Annotated in this window: 10 protein-coding genes; 3 read left to right on the top strand and 7 right to left on the bottom strand. The window is 40.8% G+C overall.

Features of this window, described 5'->3' with window-relative positions; genetic code table 11:
- Complete coding sequence (locus tag AC0L6H_RS13390; RefSeq protein WP_473389542.1) at positions 1-1452, top strand: BNR-4 repeat-containing protein; 1452 nt, start codon at positions 1-3, stop codon at positions 1450-1452.
- A 62-nt stretch (positions 1453-1514) separates the two neighbouring features.
- On the opposite strand, the gene AC0L6H_RS13385 is transcribed toward AC0L6H_RS13390, so the two are convergent.
- From AC0L6H_RS13385 to AC0L6H_RS13355, 7 genes are all read right to left on the bottom strand, one after another.
- A complete protein-coding gene (locus tag AC0L6H_RS13385) occupies positions 1515-2462 on the bottom strand; it encodes a heparin lyase I family protein (RefSeq protein ID WP_473389541.1) in 948 nt (315 codons plus the stop codon).
- A gap of 191 nt (positions 2463-2653) precedes the next feature.
- Positions 2654-3532 (bottom strand): sugar phosphate isomerase/epimerase family protein, encoded by an 879-nt coding sequence (locus AC0L6H_RS13380; RefSeq protein WP_473389540.1) that lies wholly within the window; start codon positions 3530-3532, stop codon positions 2654-2656.
- Between the two features lie 99 nt (positions 3533-3631).
- Positions 3632-4243: a hypothetical protein gene (locus tag AC0L6H_RS13375; RefSeq protein WP_473389538.1), complete on the bottom strand. Its 612-nt coding sequence runs from the start codon at positions 4241-4243 to the stop codon at positions 3632-3634.
- A 167-nt stretch (positions 4244-4410) separates the two neighbouring features.
- Positions 4411-5058: a hypothetical protein gene (locus AC0L6H_RS13370; protein ID WP_473389537.1), complete on the bottom strand. Its 648-nt coding sequence runs from the start codon at positions 5056-5058 to the stop codon at positions 4411-4413.
- A gap of 125 nt (positions 5059-5183) precedes the next feature.
- Entirely contained in the window at positions 5184-6626 is a 1443-nt protein-coding gene (locus AC0L6H_RS13365; protein WP_473389536.1) for a sulfatase family protein, read from the bottom strand.
- A 54-nt stretch (positions 6627-6680) separates the two neighbouring features.
- On the bottom strand, positions 6681-9485 hold the full coding sequence (locus AC0L6H_RS13360) for a family 78 glycoside hydrolase catalytic domain (RefSeq protein WP_473389534.1): 2805 nt from the start codon (positions 9483-9485) through the stop codon (positions 6681-6683).
- Positions 9486-9534: 49 nt separating this feature from the next.
- Positions 9535-11289, bottom strand: a complete 1755-nt coding sequence (locus tag AC0L6H_RS13355; protein WP_473389533.1) for a sulfatase-like hydrolase/transferase — start codon at positions 11287-11289, stop codon at positions 9535-9537.
- Between the two features lie 368 nt (positions 11290-11657).
- Between AC0L6H_RS13355 and AC0L6H_RS13350 the strand changes: the two genes are divergently transcribed.
- Together AC0L6H_RS13350 and AC0L6H_RS13345 are read left to right on the top strand one after the other, a co-directional pair.
- Positions 11658-12710, top strand: a complete 1053-nt coding sequence (locus AC0L6H_RS13350; protein WP_473389532.1) for an NHL repeat-containing protein — start codon at positions 11658-11660, stop codon at positions 12708-12710.
- 42 nt (positions 12711-12752) lie between these two features.
- Entirely contained in the window at positions 12753-15839 is a 3087-nt protein-coding gene (locus tag AC0L6H_RS13345; protein ID WP_473389531.1) for a PSD1 and planctomycete cytochrome C domain-containing protein, read from the top strand.
- The last annotated feature ends 5 nt before the right edge of the window (positions 15840-15844 follow it).

The raw sequence follows: 15844 nt of genomic DNA, 5'->3' as shown, positions 1-15844 counted from the left end.
ATGATCATTAAACAGGTTTCACTTTGTATATGTTTATTTGCATTACTATATACGGCGGGTATAAATGACGCGCTAAGCAAAGTCGAAAAAGATTATTTTGCTGAAAACGGCTGGGGAGAAGGTGTAGCCGTCGTTCAACATCCCGCAGGGGAACATTTTAATGGTATCACCTATGTTGCATACCAAGGCCCACAGGAAGATCCTTATGTAGCAGCATACGACCATTACAAAGAACAATGGATTGGCCCATATAAAGCTGGTACAAGTGTTTTGGGTAAAGATCCGAACAAAAAAATTGACAGCCACGGCAAGCCAACACTCATTATTGATAAAGCAGGTTTTATTCATATATTCTATGGTGGTCACGGCGGCGTAGAAGCACTACATGGCAAAAATCCACTCGGCCAAGGAACGCATTCTGGTGAAAACAAACATGCTGTATCTAAAAATCCGTTGGATATTTCCAGTTGGGAAAACCTAGACAACATCCCTCCATTCGGCACTTATAATCAAGTGATTAAGATGGACAATGGTGATATTTATTTGTTTTACCGTCATGGCGCACACCGAAGTAACTGGGTATATCAAAAATCAAGCGATAATGGCCGCACGTTTGCTAAGCCTGTTTCATTTTTACAATACAAACGTCGCCCTGACGATATCGGAAGCGATAGTTGGTATGCGTATGCTTCTAAAGGCTTGAATGATGAAATAGTCGTTGGTTTCGACTATCACTATTGTTGGGATAGAGACGCACCACGTAATAACCGTGGCGGCCATTCAACCGAAAGGAAAAACCTTTACTTTGCAAAATTTGATACAAAAACTAATATGTGGAGCAATGTTGAGGGCGAGCCTTTAGTACTGCCTATTTCTAAAGCGCTCGCTGACGAAAAAGCCCTTGCTATTAACACCAAGGATTTATGGACATTCAACGGCTCAACAAAAGTGGATAAGCAAGGAAACCCTCATATTGCCGCGTACATTGGCGAAGATATTGGTTGGCAAATAGGTGGCCCCAAACATGCTTCACATTTCACTTGGGACGGTAAAAAATGGCTTGGTAAATTTAAAAGTGGTCTACCTATTGGACGAGGTGATTTTTTAACTGACGGTGATAACGTTCGCTTTTTATTAAGTGGTATTGACTCGAAGACAGGTAAAACCCACGTCGGCTGGTGGGAAAGTGATGACTCAGGAGTGACATTCACTAAAGGAAAGGAATTGTTAGTATTTGGTGATTATCTTGGCACACCAGACGAACAAGAACAGAAACGGCCAAAATCCTTAAGTAACCTAGACAGCCCTGGTTCTGCAGCAAGTTCATTTATTCGAAATGCCCATCCTGATGCCCGGTTTATAGTGGCTGAGAAACCAAAGAACAGTAATTGGCGGCGCATGTATTTGATTGGTGATAAAGGTCCGATAACAAGAGTTTATGAGCAAAGGTAGTAAACTACCTTTGCGTTTTGAAAATATAAGAAAAGTTTAACAAGTGACGGGTTGAGTACAAATCAAGGTATAGGAACAACAGTCTCATAACTGGCATTCACATCATCCGTCATTTTAATCGCATCAAGGTATAAATAATGGTCATTTTCCATCACGCTTAAGTCCCCATTAAAATACATTCCCCAAGAGGGGTAAATACCTTTGTCATCGTTATAAGCAAATTGGATATTGTGTTTGTTTAGCACTTTTTTTGTATCAACCCAAAGCTCAATAAGTCCCGTTTTTTCCTCTGAATAGTCTACTTTCACGTGCACAACAAAATCAACCCATCTATCAAGGTAATCGGCCTTAGAACCTGGTATTTCAAAGTACTCGGTACCGTCACCATTCCTTGTTGGACTTAACTCATGAGGGTCCCATTTCCAATTTCCTCGTAAGCCATCTTTTGTCAGCGTTAAGCTAAATGGTGGATTACGAGAATGTTCATTTAAGCGTTTATCAGCACTACCGTGAATTTGAAAAAACAACCAGTTGTTTAGCTCATCTTTAGTGCCTTCACTAGGAAAATAAAAACTAAATCCGTACCAAGCTTCAGCCCCTTTCACTTTAGTGGTTTTGAAACCGTGAAACATTGCTTTGCGGTCAACATTGTCCAGTTTGTTTTTGTCACCATTGTAAGCTGCAGGTTTTTTATGATGCCAAATTAATTTAGCGGCGTGTTTTCCTTCGCGCACAACTTCACTTTCTAGTTTAAATGCATGCTCTCCCTGGAGCTGATTAAACATAAAGTTTTTTTCAACGTTGGGATCTAAGCCTGGGGTAAAGCCTCTAGGTGAGGCTGCATTCCAAGCACCATTTTCAAATGATTCGGTAATCATTGAATCATTATCTTTATTTTTAGTGTTTAGTCTTTGCTCTGTATTAGAGTCAGCAAACAAAGCACTATTTGGCTTTGCACAGCCTACTGACGCAATAGTAAAACAAACTGCAAGATACTTAATCTTTAACATAGACATTTTCCCGTTTTAAACAAAATTTGATTCAGGTACTTCTCAAGTGCCTATTGGCGGCATTAAAGATGCAATCCATCGTGTTCGCTACCTAACCGTCAATATCAACTATTCGCGACCTAAAGCTTTTAAATATAAAAGGAAACACAGGCTTACCATAAATACATGCAATCGCTGCTTTATGCTAGGCCTTACTCTTCATGCATCTCTTGTAAAATCTGTTGTAAGCCATGTAGCGATGCTTTTACTGATAGTAGCGGTGTTAAAGGCTCTGGATATTCTTCTTGTTCGACAACTATCCACTTTGTACCACCATATTCAATATTAGCTTTAATCAAGTCTTTCCAAGCATAATTATTATCACCTAATATGACTTTTGCATTGCTCGAAACTACGCTAGGCTTTCCTTGATATGTTCTTATTTTATAGTGTGTAGTAAGAGTACGGTTTGGATAACGCTTAATGTACTCAATTGGGTCTACCTTCGCAAAATTAGCCCAACCAGCGTCGAGTTGTAAAACTAAATCTGATGGTGTTTGTTGCGCTATGTAATCCCAAAACGTTGCATTTTTGAACCTTTCAAACTCTAAAGTGTGGTTATGGTACCCTAGCTTCAAGCCATATTGTTTTGCACGCTCTGCGGTGTTCGTTAATTCTTCAATTAGCTCGTCTATTTTATCAGCATTATTGACGCGTTCATCATAAGGAATAATAACGAGTTCAGCATCAATAATCTGAAAAAAAGCGAAATTTTTCTCTCCTTGCTCCCCTTGCAAGTGGCTTAATGGAATATGCGCACCACTTGTTTGCAAACCAATACTAAGTAGATATTCTTTTAAGCCCTTTGGATCGTCATTAAAAGAACCATAGTGACCCGCAAATTCAACACCATCAAATCCCATATCAGCAATTTGTTTTAGTGTTGACTCAAAATCTTCAGATATCTGTTCTTTTACTGAATGTAATTGCAAACTGAGTTTAGGACTTTGTATTTCACTTGCATACGGTAAGTTAGGGACTAATAAAAATAGAATAAGAGTTTTTAATAAATTATTTAGCGATTGAAACAAATTTCTTTACCTGCATTGGCTGATGATGGACGTAACTCATTCAAATATCGTTGTCTGAAAAATTGAGGAAGCAGAAACGCTGCTTCCTCAAGCGCATTATCACTGTTTAGACAAACTTACATCTTGTTTTAAACGCTTTATTGGGCCATTTTCACCTAGTAGGTATATTTTGCGCCAATCACTTCCTTTTTGTTTCTCTGCTACGATAATCTGAGCGTCTGGATGCGCGTTTTCAATAACGGCCGTTAACGCCCAAGTTGCATTTTTGCGACGCAATAGCTCTTTGCCTTTGCTAAAAGACTCGCCGCCATCAACACTATTAAAGTAAGCAATGATTCCATCGTTTTGTTCTTGATAGCCAAGTACGAAGGTTAAGTCGTTTGGAGAATTAATGATAAAGTCACCACGCGTATCGGTATTGTCTTTGCGTGATTGCACATTGACTGGATTACCACCTATCCATTCATTGCCTGTCCAACGAAAATAGCTAGTTTGCTTAGGGCCGCCAGTTTTTAATCCTAAGTCTTTACCTATGTTCGTCGCAATATGGGGGTAGCCATTGGCATCTAAATGCGCTGAGCCATTGAACGTCCAGTTATCGCCAGTTCTTGCCACAAGCGTTTGATTGTCGGCTACTTCTCGAGTAACAGGTATGTTGAGGTTTTCGTTTTTAACGTTACGCCAGATGCCTTGTTTAGTATCAAAAACCATGTAATAAGCATCATGACGCTCTGTTGTATGACCTCTACCGTTAACACCTGCACCATTATTCCAACAGACATGATAATCATAAGAAATGATAATATCGTCACCATGTCCTTTACTTACCCAAGCATACCAACTGTCATCAGCTTTTATATCATCACGTTTTTTGTGCTTTAAAAAGATACTGGCGCAGCAAAGCTACGGCCGTGATCTGTAGACTTTTGATAAACCCAATCACTACGGTGGGCACCATGTCGATAAAACAAATATATGTCACCATTGTCCATTTTTACCGCTTGGTTGTAAGTACCAAAAGCAGGAATAGTATCTAACTCTTCCCACTGGCTGATGTCACCAGGCTTTGTAGTCACCACATGTTTATTACGTCCGTAATGATGATTACCCAACGGATTTTTTCCGTGCTCAGGCGTACCACCATGCCCACCAAAAAAAATATGAATATAGCCAAGATCGTCAATCAACATGGTCGGCTTACCGTGATTATCGATTTTAGACCGAGATGGATCTTTGCCCATTTCGCTAACACCTGCTTTAATCGGGCCTATCCACTGGCCAGTATCGTGATTATAGGATGCCACATAAGGGTCCTCTAAAGGCCCCTGATACGAAACGTAAGTGATACCATTGTGATGCACACCAGCGGGATGCTGAACAATAGCCAGCGCATTGCCTAAGGCGTCATCAGCGAAATAATCGACCTTTTGTATATCAGTGCCCGTGTTAGAACCAATCTGATTAGTACACGCCCCGAGCAAAGCGCTCACGGTAAAAATTGAACATAGTGCAAACTTATTAACCATTTTATTCATCTTATTTATATCTCATAAACAATTAAATCTACTTATTTTGAAGTACTAATCTAGCGCAATGCCTTTTAACTAGTGCTTCGCCTGTTTTTAAATATTGCAAACTTTATAAATGCTCGTTATTGCAATATTTTTCGTTTATTTACCGGATACCAATTATTTAACTTTTCAGACAATCGAGCGACTAACTCAGGGTGAACATCAGCTAAATTAGTAGTCTCGTGTTCGTCTTCAAGCAAGTTGTATAAACGCGGCCCTGACAACACATCTTTGTGATATTTCTGGTAACTCACATTTTTGCCATCGTAACTTAAAATTAATTTCCATTTTCCATCAATCACCCACCGATATAGTAAGGTAGATTCAGGCGTGTTAAGGTCATCCATATCATGCGCAAAGCCTTCACCAAAAATTGCGTCGCGCTCTATTGGTGTTTCATTTTTCATGTTGGAAAATAGATTTTCACCTGGTAAATCCTTAGGGATTTCTAAACCTGCTGCACCTAATATAGTGGGAACAATATCAATACTACTCACCACTTCAGGACGCATTTGTGCTTTAAGTTGGCTTGGCAACGAAAACATAATGGGCGTGCGAACGCCGCTCTCGCCAGGGCTTTGCTTTGAACGTGGTAAAAATCGGTTAGTTTGTGTTGGGTTACTTACCCATCCGTTGTCTGAGACGTAAATAATTAGGGTATTGTCTTTCAGGCCTTTTTTCTCAAGGTGGTCAAATAACTGGCCATTAGTTTCATCAAACCATTCAATCATGGCGTAGTATTTTGCAATAGAAATAGGTAAACCTTTATTTTCGTATTTATCGAGAATACGCTTTGGTGGTGTATGCGGAGCATGGGGCATATAAGGTGCATACCAAACAAAAAAGGGCTTTTCTGCAGCGCTTGTTTCATCTATAAAATCGGTGATTTTTGTCAATCCTTCGCGGCCTATCTTCAAGCCATCATCACCATGGCGTCCGCCTTTTTTTGGAAAACCTCGCGTCATGCCTTGATCAAATCCACCTCGTTGAAAACTACCTTCCCACCATTTACCTGTTTGTAACGATACGTAGCCTTTAGCTTTTAGTAATTGTGGCAATGTGGCAACTTGGTCTATTTTGGCAATAATCTGCGCGCGTTGTTTCTCATATTCTTCGCCACCCTTTCCGCCTGGTAATTTACGTGATGGATCATTCCCAGTAATACCGTGTTGGTACGCATAGTATCCTGTCGCAATTGTGGCTAAAGAAGGCCGGCACAATGAGGTTGGAACGTAACCACGCTTAAAGGTGACTCCCTGTGCGGCAAGTGCATCTAATGCAGGCGTTTTAACGATGTCGTGCCCCATAAAGCTATAATCATTCCATGCGTGATCATCTGACAAAATGAGTAAAACATTAGGCACGGGCTTATTATTTTCAGTCGATGCTGCTTGCTTAACTACCCCCTCTTTTGGGCTAGTACAGGCCACGGTAAAAGTCAGTATTAAGGCTGATGCTGCCAGTTTAATTTTATTACTTGCCCTATTTTTATTGCTGTTACTTAAATTTAGTAAAGTAAACATAACCACTCCTGTTGATCTTCATTGCCATACACACGCTTTGGAAAAGTAGCCGAACTACTCCCACTCAATTGTTGCTTTTATTCTATAGTTTCCGGGTGATAAATCCTTATACGCGTTGTCAGATATACTCTTGCCATTCACGGTCAAGCTATTGCCAACTGCCTTTGGCAATACTAAATCTGCAGTACTGTTCTTTGGCACACTAATACCCATGCTCAACTGCTTATTTTTGATGTTCCATTCAACGTAAACTTCTCCATTAGGCGTCATATAGCCACCCTCTGCATGCGACAATTTGTCACCAAACTGAGGTTCAATTCGGATATGTTTGAAGCCTGGCTCAATTGGTGTAATCCCTAAAATGCCTTCATAGAACCAACGAGATACGGTGCCATAGGCGTAGTGATTTAAGGAGTTCATTCCCTGTGGATTAAAGCCATCTTCTATACTGTAAGAATTCCACCGTTCCCAGGTAGTTGTCGCGCCATTGTTGATTGAATAAAACCAAGACGGATATGACTCTTTAAACAACAGCTCGTAAATCACATCACTTCGACCGGCGTCTTGTAGCACTTGTGTTAATAAAGGTGTACCTAAAAAGCCAGTGCGTAAATGAGAGTCCGCTTTATCAATAAGCATAATCAGTTTATCAACGGCAATATCGCGCTTTTCATTTGGAAACAAATCATAAGCTAGGCCAAGTAAATAAGTAGTTTGTGTGGCAATCGCATTTTCTTTTTTAAGGCTTAAGTGCTCGTCAAAAAATTCCTGCATAAAGGCGTCTTTAATTTGCTGGTGCAACTGAGTTAATCTATCAATATCTTCACTTTTATTTAGTACTTGTGCTGTCTTTAAGGTTAACTCTACTGAGCGAGCGAAATACGCTGTCCCTATTAAACTAAAATCTGTATTGCCGCGATTACCGTTATCACCTTCTTTTAAATTTTCTGGATAAGGTTGTAACCAATCGCCAAAGGTTGTCATGGTAGAAATTAAATTTTTACTTTTCTTTTCGTGATAGCTTAACCATGCTTTCATCATCTCAAAGTTATCAGATAATATTGTTTCATCCCCTGTCACCACATAAAGTTCCCAAGGAATTATCGTAACTGCATCGCCCCAACCAGAAGACGCGAAATTAATCCATTCTACAAAAGGAATATATACCGGTATTTTCCCGTCAGGACCTTGCTCTTCTCGTACGCTTTGTAACCAAGCCGACCAAAAGCCATAAACATCGGCCATATACATAGAGGGCGTTGCGAATACTTGGGCGTCTCCTGTCCAACCCAAGCGCTCATCACGCTGGGGGCAATCAAGTGGAATATCGAAAAAGTTACTTCTCATGCCCCACACGATATTTTTCGATAATTGATTTAACTTCGGATGAGAGCTTTCAAAATTTGCACGAATATCCATATCAGAATGCTGGATCATGGCTGTTGCCCACTGCTTATTAGGCGTTTTCGTTGTATCAAAACCAGAAATTTCTATGTAGCGATACCCATGATAAGTGAAGGTGGGCTGATACTGAATTGTCCCTGTTTTATTAGGTAGGTAATAATTAGACGATTCTGCACTACGGTAGTTGTCAGTATAAAACTCGCCTTTATGCAGGGCTTCAGCATAGCGAACTTTAATTTGTTGGCCTGCAATAACGGGGATATTTAGTTTAGGTACACCTACCATGTTTTGACCAAAATCAAAAACGACGACGCCCTCTTGATGACTCACAATATCTTTTACCGGCATTTGTTCAGTGATACGAATGGGGGTGTGTCGCTTTGGTGCAATAAGCACCTTTTTGTCGAGTGGCTCAGCAATTACTGGTGACCAGCCCGATAAATGAAAATTAGCACTGGTCCAACCCGGCATTTCCAAGCTTTGATCATAGCGTTCACCATCGTAAATGCTGGCAAAACGAATGGGCCCATTTAAGGTCGCTGACCAACTTTTGTCACTTACTATGATTTGCTTGCGTCCATCAGCAAAAGTTATTTCTAACTGAGCTAATAGTCGAGCCGGTAATTGATGGTCTCTATCTTTAAATTTATATACACGACCGGCATACCAACCTCCTGCGATACTCGCCGCAATCGCATTGTCGCCCTGCTGTAGACTGTCGGTAAGATCATAAGTTAATGACTCAATACGCTTAGCATAAGGCGTCCAACCGGGCGTCATTACATCTTCGCTTGATACTTCAGCACCATTAATAAATGGCTTAAATAAACCCTTAGCACTTATATATAAACGAGCTTTAACCACTTCGCCTTCAATGTTAAATACTTTGTGTAAATACTGAGGTGTTGCTAACGTTTCTTGTGACGGGCGCTTCGTTAACTCTGTATCTGGGTGTCCAATCCATTGAGCCTGCCAATCGTGGTTATCTAACAAACCTAACTCAAGTGAGTGAGGCTCACTCCAAGACGACGGCCTGTCGTTTTCTCCCCAAATACGCACACGCCAAACAAGTGATTGGCGAGAAGACAAGGCTTTACCTTTGTATCTAACCCAAGCGCTTTGCTTAGATTCTACTTTTTGGCTATCCCATAGCATTTTTTTGCTTGCAAAATCACCGGCCGCTGACGCCACTTGGATTTGATATGCGCTTTGAAAATCCGTTTCAGTATTAGCGTCAATCTTCCAAGAAAACCTTGGCTCAGCTTCATAGTAACCGATGGGATTTTCAAATCCTTCACCGACTTTTAGAGCAACAGGCGCGGCCAACATTTGAACGTTGTCATTAGTAGTTGACATAGAACCCGTCTCTGGGGCATTGCAAGCAACGATGAAGCTTAAAGCACTAATAACACCTAATGTTGCTATTTTACGCCTTGCTTTTGGCCAAAATGACATAAATACTCCGTTTAATTTTTAATATACAAAAAGCTTAATTAGAGCACGCTCATAATTGAACTTTATTATTTATCAGTACAAGATGTTGTAAGTCACTTTCCTGATATCCAATTCGTTGAGCAACAACTTTCAATTGCGTTGTACTTGGCACAGAAAACGCTTGGGAGTATTGTTCCCATTCAACGGGTTCGTAATTATTTTGGATTAGCTTGTAACTTATTGATGCGCCCTTCGTTGCGCTTGTGAGCGAGACTTTACCATTTTCTATTTTGATAATAGGCCTAGCCGTTTTTGGCTGCGTTTTACTACCCTGCCAAAGCTTTGTAATTAGCTCTCTTTCAGAAATATTAGGCTTGTCACCTATTTCTGCCAACCATCTATCCATTTCGTTACTGAGCGTTGTTAACTCTTCCTTAAACGCTGGATCACTCGCTAAATTATTCAATTCAAAAGGGTCATTGAGCGTATCGAACAACTCATCTTTTTGTTTAAACGGTCTAAACCATTGCGCCTGTGCAGGACTGAGCTTTTCAGCATTTCGTAGTCGCAATAGCTCTTGCATTGTTGGTATCTTTTCTCTGTAAGCAACGGGCAAATAGTAAGCTTGTTCAGGTCGATAATTGCGAATGTACTTAAAACGCTTGTTCTTTACGGCTCTGATAACATCGGTGAAACCATCAAATCGGTCTGCTGCAGCGTGGATATATTCACGCTGAATTAGGCCATTTTGAAGAAAATCTTGCCCGTGCATATGACTAGGCGTGTCCATACCTGCTAGCTTCATGGTGGTGGGAGCAAAATCGATGAAGCTCACGAGTTTATCATCTGTTGTAGCCGCTTGCCGGCGGTCAGGAAATCGAATGATCAGCGGCACTTTCAGACCACTATCATAGACCAAGCGTTTTTGCCGAGGAAGAGGCCCACCATGATCGGAATAGAGAAAAATAATTGTTTTATCTAATAGCTTGTCTTGCTTTAATTGTGCTAACACCGCGCCAATTTGACGATCCGTTTCGGCTAAATTGTTATACATTTTCCATAGGTCTCGGCGAACCAATGGGGTATCTGGCAAATACGGCGGAATAGGAAAATCTATATCTTTTGAAACATGAATTGGCGTCTGTGCTTCTGTAGTTTTTTGACGTGGGCTAGGTGACAACTTAGCAATACGAGCCGCGTCATCAGAAAAATAATGTCTAGATTCTATTTCGCGAATACCATATGGTTCGAATAAACCTGATTCATGTGTAGTGGTAAAATTCACCACCGCAAAAAACGGTTTATTTTCTGGACGATTGCGCCAATGCGCATATATACCGCTTTCGTCCCATGCATTTCTTGGTGCTTCAAATTGATAGTCAGTTTTATAGTTATTGGTCGTGTAATAGCCCAAATCACGCATATATTGACTGAGCATCTTAGCTTTTGGCGGCGGCACGGCAGCGTACTTAGGTAAACCCGTCACGTCAGTATATGAAGTGGTACGCATATGATTTGCACCTACAGACGAAGGATACATGCCTAAAGCTAAGCCTGCACGACTGGGGGCACATACGCCAGATGTCGAATATACATTTGTGTATTTGACTCCTTCACTTGCAAGCCAACTTATATTGGGGGTAGTTATAGTGGTGTCACCATAAGCAGGTATGATTGGACTCATATCTTCTAAAACTAACCATAAAATGTTTGGTTTTAGCTTGTTATCAGTATTTGTATGAGAATTGGCGACAGCATTCAAACCAAAAACCATTTGCAAGCCAATTAGAGAGATAACAAGTGTCTGCGAAACTTTAAAAATCATACTTACTCTTTAACAATTAAAAAAACAAAAATTAAACTTACAATCCGATTAAAATCAATATTTTCAGACAGTTACAACTCACAGTGTTGATAAAAACATGTCAAGTTATTAAAAACCCTCATTTAACGATGACATTATAAATAAATTCATTTACAATCATTTTACGTCATTTTCACTTTATTATAGTCAATATGCAAATAAAAACCGAAATTATTTTATTTTCTTTCTGTTATTTTGCATCGATTCAAATCGTTAAGTGTGAGTCTGGCGCGCTTAGTAGCAGCGACAGCGGTGCTAAAAACATAACCAACGTGATGAGTTTTACTTCCTGTAAAAAGATGTAGACGAAGTTGACCTAAGGTAAACCCATGAAGGTAAATCAATATTTCACATTTTTATTCACAAGTTTAATTGCGCTACAAGCCTCTATGGCCATAGCGCATGAAGAACATGACCATAGCTCAATTGATGATTACCAAGTATCGTCTCAATGGACGTCGTTAAGTAATGGGCAATTCGCAATTGGTAAATCCCATGGCGAAATAGACATTGCTGAAAACGGCAATTTTTACCTGAGTCTAATGAGTACCCCACAACAAAAAGGTGGCGTTCATATCTATTCACCTGATGGGAAACGAATAGGTCAAGTGCCGAATGCTCCCGACGACTTCCATGGTTTCGTAATACACCAAGATAAAAACGGCCTCGAATATATCTACGGCGCGTCTTTGAAACACCAAGAAATAGTGAAAATGACTCTCAGTGGCGATATTGTATTTACTCTGGATGCCACCCAGTTGATACCCAAACGCTATCATAAGCTTGACCCAAATAAGCCAAAACTTGCTCCAATTAAACTAACAGCCATTGATGTTGATCGCGATGGCAATATGTATGTTGTAGATGGTTACAGTTTAGATTACATCCATAAATTTTCAGCTGAAGGTAAGTATCTAACAAGTTTTGGCGGGCAAAATGCACCGTATCTGTTTAACAACTGCCATAAAATTCATATTGATCCTCGTTATCAACCCAATCGCCTTATATGTACCGATCGCAACAATGGTCGTTTAGTGCATATGCAATTAGACGGCCAGTTGATTGGCACCTATGCAAACAATCTAAGACGACCAAGCGCGGTAGACTTTTTTGGCGATTTAGCAGCGGTAGCAGAAATAGGCGGTCGAGTAAGTTTACTTGATAAATCAGGCAATATAGTTAGTACGCTCGGCACTAATGAAGTCGACACCGAAATAAATACCAATGTCACTCAACCAGCAAAATGGCGAAACGGTATTTTTACCGCGCCACACGGCATTACTTTTGATCATCAAGGTAATTTATTTATAAGCGAGTGGAATAAATGGGGTCGGATTGTACGTTTCGATCGACAACACCAATCGCGCAAAAATGACGCTTAATCCTATCAAAATATATGATGGAAATAAAAAACACAGTTAATTATGATGAAACCGACACTTAACTTTACGCCTTGGACTGGCCTATTAATATTGAGTTTACTCACTGCTTGCAGTGATGATATCACTCAACAAAATGTTGAAAAGATTTCTTTTAATCAAGATATTCGGCCTATATTAAACAAAAACTGTACCGGTTGTCACGGTGGTGTTGGTAAACAAGCTGATGTGTCTTTTATTTATCGGGAAGAAGCGCTTGGTCGTGGTCATTCAGGTCGGCTCACCATCGTACCTGGTGACCCAGATGCCTCAGAATTAATTGCTCGGGTAGAATCTAGCGACCCAAACATTCGCATGCCTTATAAAGCACCCGCTTTATCTGCTAACGATATTCATTTACTTAAAACGTGGATAGCACAAGGCGCACAATGGGAAGAACATTGGGCCTTTATTCCAGCAGAAAAAACCGCCGCTGCAAAGGTGAACAACGAGTCCGTTATCCATAATCAAATTGATAATTTTATTCAAGCGCGTTTAGAGCAACAGAACTTAAGCCTAGCACCTGTTGCTAACAAAAATGCCCTACTTAGACGCGTGTCGTTTGATTTGATTGGCTTACCACCTACTCCGCAAGAAATCGACAACTTTTTAAGCGACAACAGCCCAAGGGCCTTCGAAAAGCAAGTAGACAGATTGCTAGCGTCACCTAGATTTGGTGAAAGATGGGCAGCAATGTGGATGGACTTAGCCCGATATGCCGACAGTTGGGGATTTACCCGAGACGAAGAACGAGACACTTGGCATTATAAAGAGTGGGTGATCAATGCACTCAATAACAATAAATCGTATAAAGATTTTATGATTGAACAACTCGCTGGCGATCTTATGCCTCAGCGCAGTTTAGAACAGATTATAGCTACAGGTTTTCACCGTCAAACACCCGCAAACAGTGAGGGAGGAACAGACGATGAAGAATTCCGTATGGTAGCAGTGATGGATCGAAGTGCAACTACTTGGTCTGTACTAAACGCTATGACAATGAACTGCGTGCAGTGTCATTCTCATCCTTACGATCCTATCGAGCACGATGAATATTACCAGTCACTCAGTTTTTTCAATACTTCAAAAGATGCGGATTACCGCGATTATAAACCGCTGTACAAAGTGGCTAAAAACGAGATGCAAAAACAACTCGCCTTTGAGCTGCAAGAAGAATTAGACGAAATTCGTCGTCATGAAGCGCATAAAGCGTATACGCTTAGTCAGCAGACGGAAAAATCAAACACCCCATGGGAGAAAATTAAGATCGAATCTGCGTTGGCAGATGAAGCGCGAGGTTTGCGTACTTACATTAAAGAACTAGAAGACCACAATGCTGCCCGCAAATCCAAGGGTGAAAAAATTAACTATCGCTACAAAGAACTCATCAAAATAGCTAAAGCTAACTTACAACAATTGTTAGCCAAAAAGCAGCCTGTCAGAGAGTACACTATTAAAGATGGCGAAATGTTTGAGTCGGGTAGTTTTGAACCGAGGGTATTTTTTAGTTTACGTAGCCAAGCATTTGAGGCTACACAAACAATCAATACTTTACGCTTTATCGCTGTGCCTCAAAATCCAGAAAAAGCGCGACATACGCCAGAAAAGTCATTCCACATAGATGACTTAAAAATATTCTTGATCAAGGCTGATGGCAGCAAACAGCAACTTGCGGTCAAAACTCACATGTCTCATTCAACCGAAGTGATGGATGAGCAATTAAGCAAATTAAATGAACTGCCGGATGACAGTGCTGGGCTGGATACAGGGGCCGGCGTTGGTTGGTATGCGCATCGTATACATCTACCGAGATGGAGCGCCGCGGTGTTAAGCCACCCCCTCAGGCTTGCACAAGGAGATAAGCTAGCGTTCGAAATTTCGCAAATGCAGCGCATGATGCAGCCAGATGGCATGCCTGCAAGAATACACCGCATACGCATAGAAGCAACAAACAATCCGCAATGGCCAGCTTATGCAAATAGTCAACAACGGACTGAAAATCTTAAACAATACGCTGAGTTGAAAAGCCAATTGAATAGCATCGATGGCTATGAAATGCCGGTCATGTTCGAGCAAGAAAAGTGGGATCAACGCGCAATGGCCACTTTTAAGCGCGGCAATATGTTAGAAAAAGAAAATAAACTATTAGCGCCAGGTACACCAGAAATATTCCCTGCATTTAAGCAACAGGCCACACGACTAGGATTCGCCCAGTGGTTTTTTGAACCAGAACAACCTTTAACGTCAAGGGTAGCTGTAAACCGCTTGTGGCATCGCCTATTTGGTATCGGTATTGTTAAAACCTTAGAAGACTTTGGCAGCGCGGGAAGCCTACCTAGCCATCCCAAATTGCTGGATTGGTTGGCAGTAGAATTCCAAGAAAATTTACAATGGGACACTAAAGCACTGCTGAAATTGATAGTAATGAGTCGAACTTATCAACAAGACAGTAAAGTTGACCCCCAGTTATATGAACGCGATCCAAGTAACGAACTGTTTGCTCGCGGTCCCAGACAACGATTAAGTGCAGAAATGATTCGTGATCAAGCGTTGAGCGCCAGTGGATTAATAAAACACAGAATTGGTGGAGAACCTAATATGCCACCTCAACCAGATGGTATATGGGGTCATCCCGGTGTGAAGTTTAAAGATTGGGTTAACGACAACGATGATAATCGATATCGTCGAGCAATATACACCTTTGTTAAACGTGCGTTTATGTATCCTAGTTTTTTAACTTTCGATATGGAAACCCGTGAAATTAGCCATCAAAGACGCTTACCCACCAACACCCCATTACAAGCTTTGGTGACCTTAAACGATCCTGTTTATCATGAGGCAGCGCAAAGTTTAGGTATGTTGATGCAACAACAAGCAAAAAATAAAGATGAACACAGCGCATTAATTGATGGATTTATACGTGTGGTGTCCAGAGAGCCTAGAGCGCAAGAAATACATAGTTTGCATCAAGCATTAAAGAATATTCAAGCAGATGTTGCACAAGCTGACGCGCCAATGCAATCAACGATTAACAACACTTGGGCGGCAATGGCGTCTGTAATTTTGAATTTAGACGATGCCTTAACACGCTAACAAAC

Source organism: Glaciecola sp. G7-5, assembly GCF_055808975.1.
The sequence above is the reverse complement of the archived record's forward strand: the minus strand, read 5'-3'. Positions and strand labels throughout refer to the sequence as shown.

Excerpts from the sequence above, each read along its gene's own strand:
- AC0L6H_RS13345 (WP_473389531.1), top strand. The coding sequence starts at position 12,753 with ATGATGAAACCGACACTTAACTTTACGCCTTGGACTGGCCTATTAATA.
- AC0L6H_RS13375 (WP_473389538.1), bottom strand. The coding sequence starts at position 4,243 with ATGGTTTTTGATACTAAACAAGGCATCTGGCGTAACGTTAAAAACGAA.
- AC0L6H_RS13390 (WP_473389542.1), top strand. The coding sequence starts at position 1 with ATGATCATTAAACAGGTTTCACTTTGTATATGTTTATTTGCATTACTA.
- AC0L6H_RS13350 (WP_473389532.1), top strand. The coding sequence starts at position 11,658 with ATGAAGGTAAATCAATATTTCACATTTTTATTCACAAGTTTAATTGCG.
- AC0L6H_RS13355 (WP_473389533.1), bottom strand. The coding sequence starts at position 11,289 with ATGATTTTTAAAGTTTCGCAGACACTTGTTATCTCTCTAATTGGCTTG.
- AC0L6H_RS13360 (WP_473389534.1), bottom strand. The coding sequence starts at position 9,485 with ATGTCATTTTGGCCAAAAGCAAGGCGTAAAATAGCAACATTAGGTGTT.
- AC0L6H_RS13385 (WP_473389541.1), bottom strand. The coding sequence starts at position 2,462 with ATGTTAAAGATTAAGTATCTTGCAGTTTGTTTTACTATTGCGTCAGTA.
- AC0L6H_RS13365 (WP_473389536.1), bottom strand. The coding sequence starts at position 6,626 with ATGTTTACTTTACTAAATTTAAGTAACAGCAATAAAAATAGGGCAAGT.
- AC0L6H_RS13370 (WP_473389537.1), bottom strand. The coding sequence starts at position 5,058 with ATGGTTAATAAGTTTGCACTATGTTCAATTTTTACCGTGAGCGCTTTG.